Source organism: Pantoea sp. E956-1 (assembly GCF_982223955.1).
On sequence record NZ_CEUYZP010000006.1, the window covers coordinates 141,228 to 161,752 of the forward strand.

The following is a 20,525-nucleotide window of genomic DNA, read 5'->3' on the forward strand; positions in this document are numbered from 1 at the left end:
GCGCCCGGTTGGCAATTTTGTGACAGAAAAGTGATAGACTCATCGTACTTTAGCTTTAAGGGCGATCCCAGGCGCTACGATGAAGAAGAAAAGACCGGTATTACAGGACGTTGCCGATCGCGTCGGCATTACTAAAATGACCGTCAGCCGTTACCTGCGTAATCCAGAGCAGGTCTCCGTTGCCCTGCGGGATAAGATCGCGGTGGCACTGGATGAGCTGGGTTATATCCCCAATCGCGCCCCCGATATGCTTTCTAACGCCACCAGCCGCGCCATTGGCGTACTGCTGCCGTCACTCACTAACCAGGTTTTTGCTGACGTCTTACGCGGCATCGAAGCCGTCACTGACGAAGCCAACTATCAGACGCTGGTCGCCCACTTTGGTTACAACCCGCAAAAAGAGGAGCTGCAACTGCGCTCGCTGCTGGGCTGGAACATTGATGGGGTTATCCTCACCGAACGCACCCATACACCAGGCACGCTGCGCATGCTGGAAGTGGCCGGTATCCCGGTGATTGAAGTGATGGACAGCGTCACACCCTGCCTGGATATGGCGGTAGGCTTCGATAACGTTGAAGCGGCCCGGCAGATGACGCAGGCGATCCTCAGCAAAGGTCATCGTCACACTGTCTATCTCGGCGCACGCCTGGATGAACGTACGCTGCAGAAGCAGCGTGGTTACGAAATCGCGATGCGCGAAGCGGGGCTGACGCCGCGTAGTGTGATGATGGAAGATGCCTCTTCATTCAGCGCCGGCTGTGATCTGCTGCGTGAGGCCCAGCGCCTTTACCCCGAAACGGATAGCCTGTTCTGTACCAACGATGACCTGGCGGTCGGCGCGATGTTTGAGTGCCAGCGTCAGGGATTGCGGGTGCCCTCTCAGATGGCGATTGCCGGTTTCCACGGTCACGACATCAGTCAGGTTGTCACGCCACAACTGGCGACAGTGCTGACGCCACGCGACCGCATGGGACGTGAAGCCGCGGCGCTGCTGCTGGCGCGCATTGCCGGAGAAACCAGCACCTGCCAGCCGCTGGATGTCGGTTTTGAGATCAGTGAAGGTGGCAGCATCTGATTGTGGCGTTTTTATGAGTCAGCTCACACTTTCATGCTTTTCCTGGTAAAAAGGTTGCCAGGCTGTTAAGCGGCCAGGAGAATGAGAAACGATATTGTTATCGGTAACATTGGCAAATTCTCACCTGCCGGAGCAGAAAAATGACAACGCAATCCCCGTCGCATCACGTTTTTATCCTGATGGGCGTTTCAGGCAGCGGAAAGTCTGCCGTCGCCAATCAGGTCTCTCACCAGCTGAATACAGCCTTTCTTGACGGTGATTTTCTCCACCCCCGCGCCAACATCCTGAAGATGGCCGATGGTCATCCGCTGGATGACAACGATCGCCAGCCGTGGTTACAGGCACTGAACGACGCCGCGTTTGCCATGCAGCGCACCCAGGCGATTTCCGTGATTGTCTGTTCAGCACTGAAGAAAAGTTATCGCGACATCCTGCGGCAGGGAAATGACAATCTGCGTTTCGTCTACCTGAAGGGCGACTTCGACACCATCGAAGCTCGCCTGAAAGCGCGTAAAGGCCACTTCTTCAAGCCGCAGATGCTGGTGACGCAGTTTGCGACGCTGGAAGAGCCGGGTCGCGATGAACCGGATGTACTGGTGGTGGATATCGCGCATTCACTGGACGACGTGGTGGCGGCTACGGTTGCGACTATCCAGGACGCTATCAGCCAGGGTTAGAGATGAATACCGCAACACTCGTTTTGACCGCAGCAGGCTCCGTCCTGCTGCTGCTTTTTCTGGTGATGAAGGCCCGTATGCACGCCTTCGTCGCATTGATGCTAGTGTCTATCGGTGCCGGGCTGTTCTCCGGCATGCCACTGAATCAGATCGCTGAAACCATGCAGAAGGGGATGGGCGGCACGCTCGGCTTCCTCGCGATTGTGGTGGCGCTGGGTGCCATGTTCGGCAAAATCCTGCATGAAACCGGCGCAGTTGATCAGATCGCCATCCGGATGCTGAACACCTTTGGTCAGAGCCGCGCCCATTACGCGATGGGCATTGCCGGTCTGATCTGCGCGCTGCCGCTCTTTTTTGAGGTGGCAGTCGTGCTGTTGATCAGCATCGCTTTTGCGGTGGCACGGCGTACCGGCGGCAATCTGGTGAAGCTGGTGATCCCGCTGTTTGCCGGTGTGGCCGCGGCGGCGGCGTTCCTGCTGCCCGGACCGGCCCCGATGCTGCTGGCCTCGCAGATGCACGCAGACTTTGGCTGGATGATCCTGCTGGGTCTCTGTGCGGCGATCCCGGGCATGCTGATTGCCGGGCCACTGTTTGGCAACTTCATTGGCAACCACGTCTCGTTCAGCGCGCCGCCGGAAGATCATCAACCGGATGTCGATGAGAGCAAACTGCCCTCGTTTGGCTTCAGCCTCTCACTGATTCTTTTTCCGCTGGTGCTGGTTGGCCTGAAAACCATCGGCGCGCGCTTCACGACCGAAGGCACCACGCTGTATGAGTGGCTGGAATTTATCGGCCATCCATTCACCGCCATCCTGCTGGCGCTGCTGGTGGCGATTTATGGCCTGGCTTACCGTCAGGGTATGGATAAAGAGCGGGTAATGCAGGTGTGCGGCAGCGCGCTGCAACCGGCCGGGATTATCCTGCTGGTGATTGGCGCGGGCGGCGTGTTTAAGCAGGTGCTGGTGGACTCCGGCGTGGGTCCGGTGCTGGGCAATGCGCTGACCGGCGCAGGACTGCCGATTGCGCTGGCCTGCTTTATCCTGTCGGGTGCGGTGCGGGTGATTCAGGGATCGGCGACGGTCGCCTGTCTCACCACGGTGGGCTTAATCATGCCGGTGATTGAACCGCTGCACTACAGCGGTGCTCAGCTGGCGGCCCTGTCGATCTGTATCGGCGGCGGGTCGATTATCATCAGCCACGTCAACGATGCCGGGTTCTGGCTGTTTGGTCGCTTCACCGGGGCCAGCGAAGCGGAAACGCTGAAGACGTGGACGCTGATGGAGACCATTCTCGGCACCGTTGGCGCGGTGGTCGGAATGATCGCCTTCACGCTGCTCTCTTAATCATGTCGGTTCTGCGCTTCCCTGGTTTCAGGGGAAGCGCAGATATTATCCTACAGCTTCAGATAAGCCCGAATGCCGTCCAGGAACATCTGAGTTGCCAGCATAATCAGAATCAATCCCATCAACCGCTCCAGCGCATTCACGCCTTTATCACCCAGCAGACGCAGGAACAGACCTGACATCAGCAGAATGCCCACCGTCACCCCCCAGGCGATCAGCAGCGCGCCGACCAGGTGCGACATCTGATGCGGATATTGATGCGACAGCAGCATCAACGTCGCCAGCAGCGATGGCCCGGCCACCAGCGGAATCGCCAGCGGCACCAGGAAGGGCTCTTCACCCGCCGGTAAGCCAGAACTGCTGCTTTCCGCTGACGGAAAAATCATCTTGATGGCGATCAGAAACAGGATAATCCCGCCGGAAATCGACACCGTTTCAGTACGCAGATTTAAAAACGCCAGGATGCGTTCGCCGGTAAACAGGAACAGCAGCATGATGATCAGCGCGATCAACATTTCACGGATTAGCACCACCCGCCGCCGTTTCGGCTCCAGATGCTTTAAAACCGACATAAAAATCGGCAGATTGCCCAGCGGATCCATAATTAACAACAATAATATTGTCGCCGAAATCATTTCAGTCATCGGTTTTGCGCCATGTTGTTCGCGAAAAAGCGGAGTTATTAGTTACGCTGCTGAAAAAGTTAGCGTAATCGAATTAATTCACTTGCTACCCGGCCTGCATTTTGTAGAGTGAGGGGACACAGGTAAATCTTATTATTACGCAGAGCGGCGTGAAAATAGCACGCCGCTCTCTCCTCTGAAATGAAAAGCAGGTGTAACTGCCTTAGACGGACACGACATGAAGAATGTAGGTTTTGTTGGTTGGCGCGGTATGGTCGGCTCCGTGCTGATGTCCCGCATGAGTGAAGAGCGCGATTTTGATGCAATCAATCCGGTCTTCTTCTCGACGTCGCAGCATGGTCAGGCGGCACCCGCATTTGCGGGCAAACAGCAGGGCACATTGCAGGATGCGTTTGATATTGAGGCGCTGCGGGCGCTGGATATCATTATTACCTGCCAGGGCGGCGACTACACCAGTGACGTTTATCCAAAGCTGCGTGCCAGCGGCTGGCAGGGATACTGGATTGATGCGGCCTCCACGCTGCGCATGAAAGATGATGCCATCATCATCCTCGATCCGGTCAACCATGCGGTGATTCGCCAGGGCATCGACAGTGGGATCAAAACCTTTGTCGGCGGTAACTGTACCGTCAGCCTGATGCTGATGTCACTGGGCGGCCTGTTTGCTCAGGACCTGGTGGAGTGGGCTTCGGTTGCCACTTATCAGGCGGCTTCTGGCGGTGGCGCGCGCCACATGCGTGAACTGCTGACCCAGATGGGCATGCTGCACGATCACGTTGCGCCTGCGCTGCAGAACCCGGCTTCCGCTATCCTCGACATCGAGCGTAGCGTGACTGACTTCACCCGTTCCGGCACCCTGCCGACCGATAACTTCGGCGTACCGCTGGCGGGCAGCCTGATTCCGTGGATCGACAAACAGCTGGAAAACGGTCAGAGCCGTGAAGAGTGGAAAGGCCAGGCGGAGACCAACAAGATCCTCGCCACCTCTAAAGTCATTCCGGTGGATGGATTGTGCGTGCGCGTCGGGGCACTGCGCTGCCATAGCCAGGCGTTTACGCTGAAGCTGAAACGTGACCTGCCGCTGGCTGAAATCGAGCAGCTGCTGGCCTCCCACAATGAGTGGGTCAAAGTGGTGCCGAATGACCGTGAACTGACGATGCGTGAACTGACGCCCGCCGCCGTTACCGGCACGCTGACCACGCCGGTTGGACGGTTGCGTAAACTGAATATGGGGCCGGAATATCTCTCCGCCTTTACGGTGGGCGACCAGCTATTATGGGGCGCAGCCGAACCGCTACGTCGCATGCTGCGGTTATTAACCAGCTAAACAAAAAAACATCGCCAAAGGCCGGATTTATCCGGCCTTTTTTGTCTTTGTCGTACACGAAACACTCTGCCGTTTCGCTTACTCAGTGATCAACTTCCCTTTTTTGCCGGTCGGTAAAGAATATTTTGCTTTAGTCCATGGCAACTGCTGTGACCAAGCTATGATTTAACCATGATGTGCCACAGGTAACTCTTGTGCTTTCCGGACTAAATGGTTGTGGTACACGGCAAAAATACTTTTACCACGGAATGGTCTGACACCTTTTGTCGTTGTACGTATGGCTCAATGAAGAGCAGCGCAGGTGAAGCGCGACAGGCTGTGTCGCGTTCATTTCGGCTGCCAATTATCACAGGAAGAAAGTCATGTCAGAGCTTCCCGATCGCGAGGCGATCAATGCCCTGTTTGCGGGTAATTATGCCGACCCTTTTTCATTACTAGGGATGCACCGAACTCAGCAAGGCCTTGAAGTCAGGGCGTTGCTCCCCGAAGCGCTTGAGGTGTGGGTCATTGAAACCTCCACCGGGCGCAAACTGGCACAGCTGGCGTGTGAAGATGCACGCGGCTTCTTCAGTGGCGTCATTCCACGCCGCAAAAACCCGTTCCGCTATCAACTGGCGGTGAACTGGCACGGCCAGCAAAACCTGATAGATGATGCCTATCGCTTTGGCCCGCTGCTGCAGGAGATGGATCTGTGGCTACTGGCGGAAGGGACACACCTGCGTCCCTATGAGACGCTGGGCGCGCATGGCGACGTTATTGATGGCGTCTTTGGCACCCGCTTCTGCGTCTGGGCACCCAATGCCCGTCGCGTTTCAGTGGTTGGCGATTTCAACTTCTGGGATGGCCGCCGTCATCCGATGCGTCTGCGTCAGGAACTGGGTATCTGGGAGCTGTTTGTGCCGGGCGCGGTCAACGGCCAGCTCTACAAGTATGAAATCATCGATGCCAATGGCGAACTGCGTATCAAAGCGGACCCGTATGCCTTTGAAGCGCAGATGCGTCCGCAAACTGCGTCGATGATCTGTGGTCTGCCTGAACCGGTTGAGATGAAAGAAGAGCGCAAAGCTGCCAACGCTTTTGACGCGCCGATCTCCATCTATGAAGTACATCTGGGATCCTGGCGTCGTCACACCGACAACAACTTCTGGCTGAGCTATAAAGAACTGGCTGAACAGCTGGTACCCTACGTCAAAGAGATGGGCTTTACCCATATCGAACTGCTGCCGATCAACGAACATCCGTTTGATGGCAGCTGGGGCTATCAGCCGCTGGGCATGTATGCGCCGACCCGCCGTTTTGGTACCCGTGATGAGTTCCGTGCCTTCATTGACGCCGCCCATGAAGCGGGCCTCAACGTGCTGCTCGACTGGGTGCCGGGTCACTTCCCCAGCGACGATTTCGGTCTGGCGAAGTACGACGGCACTGAGCTCTATGAACACAGCGACCCGCGTGAAGGCTTCCATCAGGACTGGAACACCCTGATCTACAACTTTGGTCGCCGGGAAGTGAGCAATTACCTGTCGGGCAACGCGCTTTACTGGACGGAGCGCTTTGGGATTGATGGCCTGCGTGTGGATGCGGTGGCATCGATGATTTACCGCGACTACAGCCGCAGCGAAGGGGAATGGGTGCCGAATCAGTATGGCGGCCGTGAGAACCTGGAAGCAATTGAGTTTCTGCGTTACACCAACCGTACGCTCGGCACCGTGGCATCCGGTTCGGTGACGATGGCCGAAGAGTCTACGGACTACCCTGGCGTCACGCGTCCCACCGAAGGCGGCGGGCTGGGCTTCTGGTTCAAATGGAATCTGGGCTGGATGCACGACACCCTCGACTACATGAAGGTCGATCCCATCTACCGCAAGCACCATCACGACCTGATGAGCTTCGGCATGATGTACAACTACACCGAAAACTTCGTGCTGCCGTTGTCGCATGACGAAGTGGTGCACGGTAAGCGCTCGATTCTTGATCGTATGCCGGGCGACGCGTGGCAGAAGTTCGCCAATCTGCGTGCTTACTACGGCTGGATGTGGGGCTTCCCCGGCAAGAAATTGCTGTTTATGGGCAACGAATTTGCCCAGGGGCGCGAGTGGAACCACGACGTCAGCCTCGACTGGCATCTGCTGGAAGGCAGCGATAACTGGCATCACGGTGTCCAGCGTCTGGTGCGCGATCTCAACCACACCTATCAGTACTACACGCCGCTGCATCAGCTCGACTTCGATCCGGCAGGCTTTGAGTGGCTGGTGGTAAACGATGCGGAGCACTCCGTCTTCGCCTTTGTCCGTCGTGACCGTGAAGGCAACGAAGTGATCGTCGTCAGTAACTTTACGCCGGTGCCGCGCCCGGGCTATCGCTTTGGTGTTAACCAGCCTGGCTACTGGCGTGAAGTGCTGAATACCGATCAGCATGAGTATCACGGCAGCGACGTGCGCAATCATCGGGTGCATACCGATGAGCAGGAGAGCCACGGGCGATCGCAGTCGCTGAGTCTCAATCTGCCACCGCTGGCAACGGTATGGCTGGTGCGGGAGGCTGAATGATTATCACTGCCGGAGATCCTGAACCGCTGGGTGCCAGTTACGATGGCAAAGGCGTTAACTTCACCCTGTTTTCACAGCATGCCGGGCGCGTAGAGCTCTGCCTGTTTGATGAACAGGGTGCAGAACAGCGTCTTGACCTGCCTGGCCGCAGCGGGGATATCTGGCATGGTTATGTTCCGGCGTTGAAGCCGGGACAGCGCTACGGCTACCGGGTGCATGGGCCCTGGGCGCCGCAGCAGGGACACCGTTTTAATCCGGCGAAGCTGCTGGTTGACCCCTGCGCCCGCGCGGTTGAGGGCGATGTACCGGATGACCCGCTGTTTCATGGCGGCGAGGCGCAGCCCGATCCGCATGACAATGCGGCGATTGCGCCGAAGTCACAGGTGGTCGCGGAGGATTTTGACTGGCAGGGCGATGTCGCCCCACGCACCCCGTGGGGTAACACGGTGATTTATGAAGCCCACGTGCGAGGCCTGACGCAGCAGCATCCGGAAATTCCGGAAACGCTGCGCGGGTCTTACGCGGCGCTGGGTCATCCTGTTATGGTGAATTACCTGCGCGATCTCGGGATTACCACGCTTGAGCTGCTGCCGGTGGCGCACTTCGCCAGTGAGCCACGACTGTTGCAGCTCGGCCTCAGCAACTATTGGGGTTATAACCCCTTTGCGCTCTGGGCGGTGGATCCCCGTTACGCCTCCGGCCAGCCGGGCGTGACGCCGTTGCAGGAGTTTCAGCAGGCGGTCAAAAACCTGCATGCCGCGGGTATCGAAGTGCTGCTGGATGTGGTGTTCAACCACACTGCTGAACTGGATGAGATTGGCCCGACGATCTCCATGCGCGGCATCGACAACGCCAGCTACTACTGGCTCGATGAGCAGGGCGATTATCAGAACTGGACCGGCTGCGGCAACACGCTGAATATTCATCATCCGCAGGTGATGACGTGGGCTTTAGAGGCGCTGCGCTACTGGGTGCGGGTCTGCCACGTCGACGGCTTCCGCTTTGACCTCGCGCCGGTGCTGGGCCGCACACCGGATTACCAGCGTGATGCGCCATTTTTTGAGGCCATACGCGCCTGTCCGCTGCTCTCTCAGGTCAAGCTGATTGCTGAACCCTGGGATATCGGCCCTGACGGCTATCAGGTTGGCCGTTTTCCGCCGCCGTTTGCTGAATGGAACGATCAGTTTCGCGACATCGCGCGTCGTTACTGGCTGCACGGCGACATAAGCAACGGCGAGTTTGTCCGTCGCTTTGCCGCCTCCAGCGATCTTTACCAGCATGATGACCGGCCGCCACACGCCACGGTTAACCTGATCACCGCCCATGACGGCTTTACGCTGTGGGATGTGGTGAGCTTCGAACGTAAACACAACGAAGCGAACGGGGAAGATAACCGTGATGGTCACGGCGATAACTACAGCCACAACCACGGCAAAGAGGGGCTGAACGTCAGCTTCGACGTGATTGAACGGCGCCGTCGCAGCGTGCGGGCACTGCTGACAACGCTGCTGTTGTCACAGGGCACGCCGATGCTGCTGGCAGGCGATGAGCGCGGCCACACCCAGCGTGGCAATAACAACGCTTACTGTCAGGACAACGCCCTGAGCTGGCTTGACTGGCAGGCGGATGAGAAGGGATTAGTCGGATTCACCGCTGCACTGATCGAGCTGCGCCAGCGCATTCCGGCGCTGACCGCAGATCGCTGGTGGCAGGATGGTGACGGCAATGTGCAGTGGCTTAATGCTGGTGGCCAGCCACTGCAACACGATGAATGGGCACAGGGGATGCACAGATTGCAGATCCTGCTGTCCGGCCGCTGGTTAATAACAATAAACGCCACGGATACGGTGAATGACATCGTGTTACCAGACGGAGAATGGCGCGCCCTTCCTCCTTTCGCCGGGGACGACAACCCCATCCTGCTAACTGTCTGGCATGGTCCCGCACACGGTGTGTGCGTGTTCCAAAAGCAATCATAAGGAGTCAGACATGGTTAAGTTAGATAGAACAGATCACCTGATGCTGGCCCGCCAGCTCCCTACACAGACGGTTGCTCTGATCCTCGCCGGCGGACGCGGTACGCGCCTGGTCGATTTAACGGCCAAACGTGCCAAACCGGCGGTGCATTTCGGCGGCAAGTTCCGCATTATCGACTTTGCCCTCTCCAACTGCGTCAACTCCGGTATCCGACGGATTGGCGTGATTACTCAGTATCAGTCCCATACCCTGACTCAGCATATCCAGCGTGGCTGGTCGATCTTCAATGAAGAGATGAATGAGTTTGTCGATTTGCTGCCAGCGCAGCAGCGATTTTCGACCGAACAGTGGTATCGCGGAACGGCCGATGCCGTGACGCAAAACCTTGATGTGATTCGCCGCTATCAGGCGCAGTACATCGTGATCCTTGCCGGGGACCACATTTATAAGATGGATTATTCACGCATGCTGCTGGATCACGTGGTCAACGAGGCGAAATGTACCATCGCCTGTTTACCGGTGCCGGTGCATGAAGCCACGGCGTTTGGGGTGATGGCGGTGGACGAAGAGAACATGGTGATCGACTTCGTGGAGAAACCCGCGAAACCGCCCACCATGCCGGGTGATGATACCCAGGCGCTCGCCAGCATGGGGATCTACGTTTTCAATGCAGACTATCTCTATGAACTGCTGGAAGAGGATCTGCAGACGCCAGGCTCTAACCATGACTTCGGCAAAGATATCCTGCCGAAAATCGTGGCAAGCGGCGAAGGCTATGCGCACTCCTTTGCGCTCTCCTGCGTACAAAACGACGACAATGCGCCGCCTTACTGGCGCGATGTCGGGACGCTGGAAGCCTACTGGCGCGCCAATCTCGATCTGGCGTCGGTAATGCCTGAACTCGATATGTATGACGTCACCTGGCCGATTCGTACCCATATGGAGCCGCTGCCGCCGGCCAAATTTGTTCAGGATCGTTCCGGCAGTCACGGGATGACCATGAACTCGCTGGTCTCGGGCGGCTGCATCATCTCCGGGTCGGTGGTGGTCAATTCGGTGCTGTTCCCGCGGGTACGCGTTAACTCTTTTTGCAATATTGATTCAACTGTACTGCTGCCTGATGTGGTAGTGGGTCGATCGTGTCGTCTGCGTCGCTGCGTCATTGATCGCGCCTGCGAGTTACCCGAAGGCATGGTTATTGGCGAAAACCCGGATGAAGACAGTCGCCGGTTTCACCGTTCGGATGAAGGCATCGTACTGGTAACCCGCGCCATGCTGGCCAGACTGGCCAAAGCGGGGCTGTAAGCGATAAGCGAAACTTACGCAATCGGCACGCGGAGCGTGCCGGATAACTTAATGAGGTCGAGGATGCAGGTTTTACATGTCTGTTCGGAACTTTTCCCGCTGCTAAAAACGGGCGGACTGGCTGATGTCGTCGGGGCATTACCTCAGGCACAAATAGCGGGCGGCACGGATACGCGGGTACTACTGCCCGCTTTTCCCGCATTGCGCAAAGGTATACCTGATCTCCAGGTCGTGACAGAGCGAGAGACATTTGCCGGTCATGTACGTCTGCTATTTGGTGAATTTAACGGCGTGGGCATCTACTTAATTGATGCTCCCGGCCTCTACGATCGTCCGGGTAGCCCCTACCATGACGAATCGCAGTTTGCGTATGTCGACAACTATCTGCGCTTTGCGCTGCTGGGCTGGGTTGGCTGCGAACTGGCGTGCGGTATGGACGCCATGTGGCGTCCCGATATCGTGCATGCCCATGACTGGCACGCAGGCCTGACCTGCGCCTACCTGGAAGCGCGTGGCCGTCCGGCTAAATCAGTCTTCACCGTGCACAATCTGGCGTATCAGGGGCTGTTCTCAGCGCACCATATGGAAGAGATTGGCCTGCCATGGTCGTTCTTTAACATGCATGGGCTGGAGTTCTTCGGTCAGATCTCCTTCCTGAAAGCGGGACTCTTTTACGCCGACCATATCACGGCGGTCAGTCCGACTTACGCCCATGAAATTACCTCGGCTGAATATGCTTACGGCATGGAAACGCTGCTGGCGCAGCGGATGCTGGAAGGCCGTCTCAGCGGGATTCTCAACGGCGTTGATCCTTCTATCTGGGATCCGGCGCACGATTTGCTGCTCAGCGCGCGTTATAACCGCGACACGCTGGAAGCGAAAGCGGAGAACAAACGTCAGCTGCAGGTGGCGATGGGGCTGAAGGTGGATGATAAAGCGCCGGTGTTCTGTGTGATCAGCCGTCTGACCAAACAGAAAGGGCTGGACCTGGTGCTGGAGGCGCTGCCCGGCTTGCTGGCGCAGGGCGGTCAGCTGGTGCTGCTGGGCCAGGGCGATGCGGAACTGCAGCAGGGATTCCTGGCGGCAGCGGCAGAGCATCCGGGCAGTGTTGGCGTGCAGATTGGCTATCACGAAGCGTTCTCACACCGCATTGTCGGCGGCGCGGACGTGATTGTGGTGCCGAGTCGCTTTGAGCCCTGCGGTCTGACACAACTTTATGGCCTGAAGTATGGTACGTTGCCATTAGTGCGCCGCACCGGCGGGCTGGCCGATACGGTGAATGACAGCTCACTGGAGAATCTGGCCGACGGCATCGCCAGTGGATTCAGTTTTGAAGATGCCAACGCCTGGTCACTGCTTCGGGCCATCCGGCGCGCGTTTGTGTTGTGGTCCCGTCCTTCGCTCTGGCGCTATGTTCAGCGCCAGGCAATGGCGATGGACTTTAGCTGGCAGGTGGCAGCACAAGCCTACCGTGATCTCTACCAACGTTTGATGTAACGGATTGGGAAAACTGGATATGAATGCACCTTTCACTTACGCCTCACCAACGTTGACGGTTGATGCCTTAAAGCATTCGATTGCCTATAAATTGATGTTTACCATTGGCAAAGATCCCTCTATCGCCAATAAGCATGAGTGGCTTAACGCCTCGCTGCTGGCGGTGCGCGACCGGATGGTGGAACGCTGGCTGCGTTCCAGCCGTGCTCAGCTGTCGCAGGATGTCCGGCAGGTCTATTACCTGTCGATGGAGTTTCTGATGGGCCGCACGCTGGGCAATGCGCTGCTGGCGATGGGGATTTATGACGATCTCAACCAGGCGCTGGATGAGATGGGTCTGGATCTGGCCGAGCTGATGGAAGAGGAGAACGATCCGGGGCTGGGGAACGGCGGTCTGGGTCGCCTGGCGGCCTGTTTCCTCGACTCGCTGGCAACGCTGGGCATGCCGGGCCGTGGCTATGGCATCCGGTATGATTACGGCATGTTCAAACAGAACATTGTGGAAGGTGAGCAGAAAGAGTCGCCGGATTACTGGCTTGAATATGGTAATCCGTGGGAATTCCAGCGTTTCAATACCCGTTACAAAGTGCGCTTTGGTGGCCGCGTCCAGCACGAAGGCGCGAAAGTGCGCTGGCTGGAAACCGAAGAGATCCTGGCGATGGCCTATGACCAGATCATTCCGGGTTTTGACACCGACGCCACCAACACCTTACGACTCTGGGGCGCGCAGGCCAGCAACGAAATTAACCTCGGCAAGTTCAACCAGGGCGACTACTTTGCGGCGGTGGAAGATAAAAACCACTCTGAGAACGTGTCGCGCGTGCTCTATCCGGATGACTCGACCTACTCAGGCCGCGAACTGCGACTGCGTCAGGAATATTTCCTGGTCTCCGCGACGGTGCAGGACATTCTGAACCGTCACTGGCGGATGCATCAGACCTGGGACAACCTGGCGGATAAAATCGCTATTCACCTGAATGATACCCATCCGGTACTGGCGATCCCCGAACTGATGCGCCTGCTGATTGACGATCATAAATTCAGCTGGGACAACGCTTTTGACGTCTGCTGTCAGGTCTTCTCCTACACCAACCATACGCTGATGACCGAAGCGCTGGAAACCTGGCCGGTCGATATGATCGGCAAGATCCTGCCGCGTCATCTCAGCATTATTTTTGAAATTAACGACTTCTTCCTTAAGACCATTCAGGATCACTATCCCGATGACCTGGATCTGCTGTCGCGCATTTCGATCATCGACGAAAACGATGGCCGCCGGATACGCATGGGCTGGCTGGCGGTGGTGGTCAGCCACAAAGTAAACGGCGTTTCGGAGCTGCACTCCAACCTGATGGTACAGTCGCTGTTTGCTGATTTCTCCCGTCTGTTCCCTGGCCGCTTCTGTAACAAAACCAATGGCGTCACCCCACGTCGCTGGCTGGCGCTGGCGAACCCGGCGCTATCAGAGGTGCTGGATGAGGAGATTGGCCGCAACTGGCGCACCGATCTCAGCCAGCTGGGCGAGCTGAAGGCGCAGATCGACTATCCGGCGTTTATTGAAAAAGTGGCGGACGCCAAGTATCAGAACAAGCGTCGGCTGGCCGACTGGGTGGCGAAGAATCTGGACGTGGTGCTCGACCCGAACGCGCTGTTTGATGTGCAGATCAAGCGTATTCACGAGTACAAACGCCAGTTGCTCAACGTGCTGCATGTGATCACCCGATACAACCGTATCAAGGCCGATCCGCAGGCGGATTGGGTGCCACGCGTCAATATCTTTGCCGGTAAAGCGGCGTCGGCTTATTACGTTGCCAAGCACATCATTCATCTGATCAACGATGTCGCGAATGTGATCAACAACGATCCGCAGGTGAAGAACAAACTGAAGGTGGTCTTCATCCCGAACTACAGCGTGAGCCTGGCGCAGATCATTATTCCGGCGGCCGATCTCTCTGAGCAAATCTCTACCGCAGGGACGGAGGCGTCCGGCACCAGTAATATGAAGTTTGCGCTGAATGGCGCGCTGACCATCGGTACGCTGGATGGGGCCAACGTTGAAATGCTGGATCACGTCGGTGAAGAGAACATCTTCATTTTCGGTAATACCACGCCGCAGGTCGAAGCCCTGCGTAAAGGGGGCTATAACCCGCGTGACTATTACGAAGGGGATGAAGAGCTGCATCAGGTGCTGACTCAGATTGCTTCCGGTCTGTTCAGTCCGCAGGATCCGGGCCGCTACCGCAATCTGTTCGATTCACTGGTCAACTTCGGCGATCACTACCAGTTGCTGGCGGATTATCGCAGCTATGTGGATACCCAGGATAAGGTGGATGCGCTCTACCGTAAACCGGATGAGTGGCAACGCCGTGCGGCTAAAAATATCGCCGGAATGGGCTACTTCTCGTCGGACCGTACGATTCAGGAGTACGCTGATGAGATCTGGAATATCTCGCCAGTAAGGTTGTAAGGCGCGTGCAGTCAGGTTTCTGACTTTTTTGCGGCCGAGGGATCGGCCGCACTCTTCTGTGTACTCTTTGCTCACCGCCCATCCTGCACCTCTTTCAGAAGGTTCGCCTCTGCGTCCGTAAGTGCCTCTTGTGCGAGCCAGATCATTACACCCTGGCTGAGAATCGCTACTATGCGGGAAAGCAAAATGACCCTACAGGCAACAGCAGCAATGAGTGACAACATCAACCAGGAAATTACCTTCCGTAAACTCAGCGTCTTCATGATGTTTATGAGCAAGGGCAATATCGCCCGTACGGCGGAAGCGCTGGAGCTGAGCAGCGTCAGCGTGCATCGCGCACTGCATACGCTGGAAGAGGGCATCGACTGCCCGCTGTTTATCCACAAGGGCCGCAACCTGGTGCCGCTGCCTGCTGCCTGGACGCTGCTGGATTATTGTCGCGACGTGACCTCCCTGATGGGCAAAGGCATTGAAGAGGCGCGCAAAGTCGCAGGCATCGGCGGGGGCCGCCTGCGACTTGGCACGCTCTACTCCCTGACGCTGGAGACCATTCCCCGACTGATCATGGGCATGAAGCTGCGTCGGCCCACGCTGGAGCTTGATCTGACCATGGGTTCTAATCAAATGCTGCTGAATATGCTGGAAGATGACGCGCTGGATGCGATTCTGATCGCCACCGATGACGGCGAACTCAGCGACGCGCATTTTGATGTGATTCCGCTGTTTGAAGACAGGATCTTTCTGGCCACACCGGCCGGGGAGACGCGGGACGGAGCCGGTCCGGTGGATCTGCGTGATTATGCCGACCGTGATTTTGTCTCACTGGCTGAAGGGTTTGCCACCTATGCCGGTTCGCAGGAGGCGTTTCAGATAGCCGGATTTGAACCGCGAATCGTCACCCAGGTGAATGACATCTTCTCAATGATAAGCCTGGTGCAGGCGGGCGTTGGCCTGGCACTGATTCCGGGACGAATGAAGAAGGTGTATGAAAACAATATTCAGCTGCTGACGCTCGCTGAACCTTACCCGATGCGTCAGCAGATTTCGATTGTCTACTCACATCGCCGCGAACGGGATAATGACCTGCTGGCACTGGCGGCAGAAGGGCGGATGTACGCCCGCAGCCTTACTGACTCAGCCGTTTAACCAGATGGAGTGCAACCTCAACGCTGTTGCGCTCCAGACAAATCGCGTCGCCCTGCCAGCCTGCCTGAAGCGTCAGGCCGGTCAGCACATTGCCAGGCGGCATCTCAATCGCCAGTCGGGCATCGCGCTGATTGGCTGAAACCATCGCATCATTCCACTGCACCGTACGCGCCATATTAAAGGCAAGATCGTCGGCAATCTTCTCCGGCTCCCAAATCACGCGTCCGGTTGAGCCGCTGAGGTAAGCGCAATGGGGACGGGAAAGGCTGACGGACCCGAACGCGCGCGCCAGTTCTGCAGCGGGCTTATCCAGCAGCGCGCAGTGCGACGGCACGCTCACCGCAAGTTTAATGGCTTTGCTGGCACCAGCATCCAGCGCTTTCTGCGCCACTACCGCCATATCCTCGTCACGACCCGCAATCACAATCTGCGTTTCCGCATTCAGGTTGGCGATATAGGTATTGCTGCCGGGCAGCAGTTTCTCCAGACGACTCAGCGTCAGGCCAGTGATGGCGGTCAGGCCATATCCCTCCGGATAAGCCTGCTCCATCAGATCGCCGCGCAGCGCCACCAGCCGCAGAGCATCACTGAAATCCAGCGCGCCGGAAATCACCGCAGCAGGAAACGCACCAATCGACAGACCGCTGACGATATCGGGTTTCACCCCACGGCGAATCAGCTCCCGCGCCCAGGCGACACCGCAAATCAGCAGGCTGAGCTGTACGGCGCGCGTGTGGCGCAGTGCATCGGCACTGTCGAGCTGGTCGGTTTCGTCGCCCAGTACTGCACGCACGCTGTTTAACAGGGCGTCGCCGTCGGGAAGGTGCTGTAACATCCCGGCACGCTGAGTGCCCTGGCCGGGAAAGGTAAAGAGTATTTTCATTGTAGCTCCCTGCTCCAGGGTGAAGCGGTCAGTATCGGCCCGGTGACGGTTTTAACCAGCGCGCGGCCTTCACGCAGCCATTCGCTGAGGGCAAACGCGCCGGACGGCGTTTCTACCTGCGTATCGACCCGGCAGGCCAGCGTATCGGTTTGCGCCTGCCAGCGTTGCAGTGCATCGCGCGCCAGCGGCTCTGGCGCGCGAATAACTAAATCAAGATCGCTGGCGGCATGCAGCGTGGGTTGCTGTGTTGCCAGTGCGTAACCGGTACTGCCGGTAATGCCCCAGCGCCACGGCCAGTCGTGCTCACTGAGAGCAATCGCCGCGCCGACCGGCGCATAAGCGGTGAACGGCGAGGCAAGCAACTGCGCACGCGCTGCCAGCATCTCCGGCGTGACAACGCGAACAATATCCGCTGCATTGACCCATCCGGCGGCGCGCTGTTCGCGGCGCTCGCCGCGCACACCCACCGGTATCAGCCCGGTTTCGCTCCTGTCGCGCCGCACCACGACCGGAAGGCCGGGATGCCAGAACTGACTGACCCAGCTCTCACTGACGGCGGCTAAGGCGTTGCCGTCTCGCAGCCAGAGCAGATCGTGGGGGCGCGGAACAGCACTCATATTACATTCCTGATGTCAGCGTAATGAACAGTGGTAATGACAAAATACAGAGAATAGAGCTGAGCAGCAGCACAGCCTCTGCATCCGGCGACTGCACGCCAAAGCGGTTGCCAAACACCACCCCGAAGAAACCGGCGGAGAGCGCAATCATCAGAATAGCGGTAATTGCCACCGGACCGCTGAGACCCAATGCCAGCACCAGACCCCAGGCGATAAAGGGCTGAATCAGCAGTTTAGTTACCGTGCCGACGCCCACCACCGCGTTGAGTTTCAGTTTGCGTGCCGACAGGATAACACCGGTCAGGAAGAGTGCAGCGGCGGTGGCAGCCAGACCCAGCGGTTTGATGGCGGCCAGCACCAGATCAGGCATTTTAACGCCCAGCGCTGATAACACCACGCCAATCAACGGTCCCAGTACGATCGGTTTTTTCACTGAACGCCACATCAGAATCGGCAGCATGGTCAGGGTTGAACCGTGTTCGGTGCCATCGGCAAACGCTTTTTCACGTTCCAGAATCAGCAGGCAAAGCGGTGTAAGCAGCACTGAACCACAGGCGATGGAGACCGCTACCGAGAGCGAGGTGGCACCATTTTCACCCAGCACGCTGGCCAGAATGGGCAGGCCCAGCGCGGCGTAATTTGGCAGCGCCACAGTCAGTGTCAGCACAGCCGCATCCTGCGGTGACTTTTTGAAAACTTTTGTAGCCGCGAAATAGACAGCTCCGTAGGTAATCCACATTGCGCCGGTAATAACCACAATCAGCGGCCATTGCGCCACGATGCCCGGCCAGGGCGTTTGTACCGTGGCACTGAACAGCGCGGCGGGCAGCGCAAAATCCATGACGAAAATATTCAGCAGAGAGACGTCTTTGTTGTTGACCATTCCGGCCTTACCGGCCCAGAAACCCAGCAGCATGATGACAAAAATTGGAGCAAGGGCATGAACAATTATATAAATCATAAATCACCTGTATTTAAGAAAGAATTTTCTGTTAACAGCGATGTTTATAATTCTGAACACGGCCACTGCCCCGGGGCGCACTTAGCAATGCGCCCCGTCAGACCGGTTTCGGCAGGTTTATTTTTTTATTTAATTACCAGGTTGCGCGCATCCGCTCGCGGACCAGGGAGGAGCTGTGGCGATTGGATGCGCCTAGCCGGTTTTTCAGGCTCGGATCCTGGCGCGCATCGCTAATGGCTTTCTGCAAGGCGATCTCAACCATCGCAACATCGGCGTCAGAAGGTGCATCAGGGTTGGCTACGTTCAGCAGATCGGAGAGCAGACCCAGCGTGTGGAAGTTGCTGACGTCATAGGCCATCGGCGGAATGGTCGCCGCTAGTTTCTCCAGCGCCTCCACAGAACGCAGTGTGATACGCGCGGCGGACTCTTTACCCATCGCGTGCACCAGCACACCCTGATCGTTGAGTGCAATCAGGCGGTTGGCCTGATAACCGTGTGCCAGGAAGGCACCAGACATCGCTTTTCCAACAATCAGCCCAATCACCGGATGGCCCGTAAGGCGTGCTTTTGCATAAGCACCCGCAGCCCCGGCCAGCGCCTGATGAATACCGAACGCCTCTTCGCGACGACCATAGGCCTGACTCGGCACGTCGATTACCGCCACAATCGGGCGTTTCACGTCGCTGTTCTTGTCCTCTTCCAGCGTTTCATTCACCACTTTCGCCAGCGTCCAGCCTTCCAGCAGGCCGACTTCGCCCTGCGCGGCACGCGGATAGTGGTTTTGTGCATCGGGCACCACGGCGATAAAGCGCACGCTTTCGCCATTGAGCTGGCCGTCCGCCACCTGGACAGAGGCGCACAGGCCGCTGAGGCGCTGCGCATCAGGTGCAAGTTTTTCCAGCCAGGTTGCACCGCGGCTGTTTGTCTGGATCATTATTTATCCTCCCGGGCGAAAAGCTGTTTAATCTGCGCCGTGTCCGCCTGCTGACGGGTGTCGAACTGCGTCAGACGGGGCAGGAAATCGGCATATTTATCGCTGCGGTGCTGCGCCGGAACGCCTTTGGCGATGCAGTCATTCATCGCACTTTTAACCGCATTGACGCCATCACCGACCAGCGCATCGACCAGGCCGCTGGCGTAGCGGATTTCACCGCCGGTCATGCTCCAGATAAACGGGCGATCGCGCGAGTCATACTCTTCAATGCCTGCTTCCTGCTCAATCACCTGCGGACCGTTCAGCCCCAGGCGCGCTTCACGCGTCACAATCAGGTAGCTGCACAGCGCAGCGGCGATGGACATCCCACCAAAGCAGCCGACGGTACCGGCAATAATGCCGATAACCGGGGTATAGCGACGCAGGTCGACAATCGCGGCATGAATATCGGCAATCGCCGCCAGCCCCAGATTGGCTTCCTGTAAACGCACGCCGCCGGTTTCCAGGCAAAGCACCGCCTGAGTGGGTATTCCGTTGCGGTTGTCTTCGGCTGCCAGTTCCAGCGCCGCCGCCATTTTGGCACCGGAGACTTCGCCCATGCTGCCACCCTGGAAGGTGCCTTCAATGGCGATAACGACCGCAGGCTGACCGTTCAGCGTGCCGCGTGCCACCACCATGCCATCATCTGACTGCGGCACCACACCCTGCGGTGCCAGCCACGGCGACATGATGCCTTCGAAAGGGTCCAGAAGTTCGCGATAGCTGCCGTCGTCCAGCAGTGCACGGGCGCGCTCACGGGCGCGTAATTCAATAAAACTGGCATCGTTACGCATGGCTCACCTCCTCAAAAACCTGTTCAATACGGATACGCGCCACGCCGGGTGTCGCGCCGAAATCGTGAATAATCAGCTTTCCGGCAGGCAGACCGTTGGTTAAATTCAGGCGGTCAAACAGCGCCTTCCAGCGGGCGTCGCTGTTATCCAGTGAGGTGGTGATATCAATGCTAAGCGTTTGTCCTTCGGTTGCGGTGTACAGCACTTCCATATCACCGGAACCAACGACCCCTGCCAGAGCTTTACCGCTAAGTGAGCGGTTAGCAGGTAAAGATAATGTGATGTGTTCCATA

General features: G+C 57.5%; 17 protein-coding genes. 10 read left to right on the forward strand and 7 right to left on the reverse strand.

Annotated features, from left to right (window positions below):
• Positions 1-79 precede the first annotated feature (79 nt).
• From gntR to gntU, 3 genes are all read left to right on the forward strand, one after another.
• The gene (gntR, locus tag AC0T7J_RS15965) at positions 80-1,075 is read left to right on the forward strand and encodes a gluconate operon transcriptional repressor GntR (protein WP_473795312.1); all 996 of its coding nucleotides are present in this window, start codon (positions 80-82) and stop codon (positions 1,073-1,075) included.
• A gap of 140 nt (positions 1,076-1,215) precedes the next feature.
• Positions 1,216-1,752, forward strand: coding sequence for a gluconokinase (gene gntK / locus AC0T7J_RS15970; protein WP_033759042.1), 537 nt, complete (start codon positions 1,216-1,218; stop codon positions 1,750-1,752).
• 2 nt (positions 1,753-1,754) lie between these two features.
• The gene (gene gntU / locus AC0T7J_RS15975; RefSeq protein ID WP_473795313.1) at positions 1,755-3,095 is read left to right on the forward strand and encodes a gluconate transporter; all 1,341 of its coding nucleotides are present in this window, start codon (positions 1,755-1,757) and stop codon (positions 3,093-3,095) included.
• Between the two features lie 50 nt (positions 3,096-3,145).
• On the opposite strand, the gene AC0T7J_RS15980 is transcribed toward gntU, so the two are convergent.
• Positions 3,146-3,739, reverse strand: a complete 594-nt coding sequence (locus AC0T7J_RS15980; protein WP_003853054.1) for a YhgN family NAAT transporter — start codon at positions 3,737-3,739, stop codon at positions 3,146-3,148.
• A 217-nt stretch (positions 3,740-3,956) separates the two neighbouring features.
• Here AC0T7J_RS15980 and asd point away from each other — a divergent pair, with 217 nt between their 5' ends.
• From asd to AC0T7J_RS16015, 7 genes are all read left to right on the forward strand, one after another.
• Positions 3,957-5,066, forward strand: a complete 1,110-nt coding sequence (gene asd, locus AC0T7J_RS15985; protein ID WP_473795314.1) for an aspartate-semialdehyde dehydrogenase — start codon at positions 3,957-3,959, stop codon at positions 5,064-5,066.
• 362 nt (positions 5,067-5,428) lie between these two features.
• A complete protein-coding gene (glgB, locus tag AC0T7J_RS15990; protein WP_473795315.1) occupies positions 5,429-7,612 on the forward strand; it encodes a 1,4-alpha-glucan branching enzyme in 2,184 nt (727 codons plus the stop codon).
• On the forward strand, positions 7,609-9,591 hold the full coding sequence (gene glgX, locus AC0T7J_RS15995; protein WP_473795316.1) for a glycogen debranching protein GlgX: 1,983 nt from the start codon (positions 7,609-7,611) through the stop codon (positions 9,589-9,591). The genes glgB and glgX overlap by 4 nt, the downstream gene beginning before the upstream one ends.
• Positions 9,592-9,601: 10 nt before the next feature.
• Positions 9,602-10,894: a glucose-1-phosphate adenylyltransferase gene (glgC, locus tag AC0T7J_RS16000; RefSeq protein ID WP_010253246.1), complete on the forward strand. Its 1,293-nt coding sequence runs from the start codon at positions 9,602-9,604 to the stop codon at positions 10,892-10,894.
• Positions 10,895-10,957: 63 nt separating this feature from the next.
• A complete protein-coding gene (gene glgA / locus AC0T7J_RS16005; protein WP_473795317.1) occupies positions 10,958-12,391 on the forward strand; it encodes a glycogen synthase GlgA in 1,434 nt (477 codons plus the stop codon).
• 19 nt (positions 12,392-12,410) lie between these two features.
• A complete protein-coding gene (glgP, locus tag AC0T7J_RS16010) occupies positions 12,411-14,858 on the forward strand; it encodes a glycogen phosphorylase (protein ID WP_473795318.1) in 2,448 nt (815 codons plus the stop codon).
• 210 nt (positions 14,859-15,068) lie between these two features.
• Positions 15,069-16,004, forward strand: a complete 936-nt coding sequence (locus AC0T7J_RS16015; RefSeq protein ID WP_473795379.1) for a LysR family transcriptional regulator — start codon at positions 15,069-15,071, stop codon at positions 16,002-16,004.
• Here the strand turns inward: AC0T7J_RS16015 and mdcH are convergent.
• From mdcH to mdcC, 6 genes are all read right to left on the reverse strand, one after another.
• Positions 15,985-16,887, reverse strand: a complete 903-nt coding sequence (mdcH, locus tag AC0T7J_RS16020) for a malonate decarboxylase subunit epsilon (RefSeq protein ID WP_010253234.1) — start codon at positions 16,885-16,887, stop codon at positions 15,985-15,987. The genes AC0T7J_RS16015 and mdcH overlap by 20 nt on opposite strands.
• The gene (locus tag AC0T7J_RS16025) at positions 16,884-17,504 is read right to left on the reverse strand and encodes a malonate decarboxylase holo-ACP synthase (RefSeq protein WP_473795319.1); all 621 of its coding nucleotides are present in this window, start codon (positions 17,502-17,504) and stop codon (positions 16,884-16,886) included. The genes mdcH and AC0T7J_RS16025 overlap by 4 nt, the downstream gene beginning before the upstream one ends.
• Before the next feature lies 1 nt (position 17,505).
• On the reverse strand, positions 17,506-18,465 hold the full coding sequence (locus tag AC0T7J_RS16030) for an AEC family transporter (protein ID WP_010253228.1): 960 nt from the start codon (positions 18,463-18,465) through the stop codon (positions 17,506-17,508).
• 133 nt (positions 18,466-18,598) lie between these two features.
• Positions 18,599-19,399 (reverse strand): biotin-independent malonate decarboxylase subunit gamma, encoded by an 801-nt coding sequence (gene mdcE, locus AC0T7J_RS16035; protein WP_473795320.1) that lies wholly within the window; start codon positions 19,397-19,399, stop codon positions 18,599-18,601.
• The gene (locus AC0T7J_RS16040) at positions 19,399-20,232 is read right to left on the reverse strand and encodes a biotin-independent malonate decarboxylase subunit beta (protein WP_031592682.1); all 834 of its coding nucleotides are present in this window, start codon (positions 20,230-20,232) and stop codon (positions 19,399-19,401) included. The genes mdcE and AC0T7J_RS16040 overlap by 1 nt, the downstream gene beginning before the upstream one ends.
• The gene (mdcC, locus tag AC0T7J_RS16045; RefSeq protein ID WP_010253220.1) at positions 20,225-20,524 is read right to left on the reverse strand and encodes a malonate decarboxylase acyl carrier protein; all 300 of its coding nucleotides are present in this window, start codon (positions 20,522-20,524) and stop codon (positions 20,225-20,227) included. Before mdcC ends, AC0T7J_RS16040 begins: the two co-directional genes overlap by 8 nt.
• Between the last annotated feature and the right edge of the window lies 1 nt (position 20,525).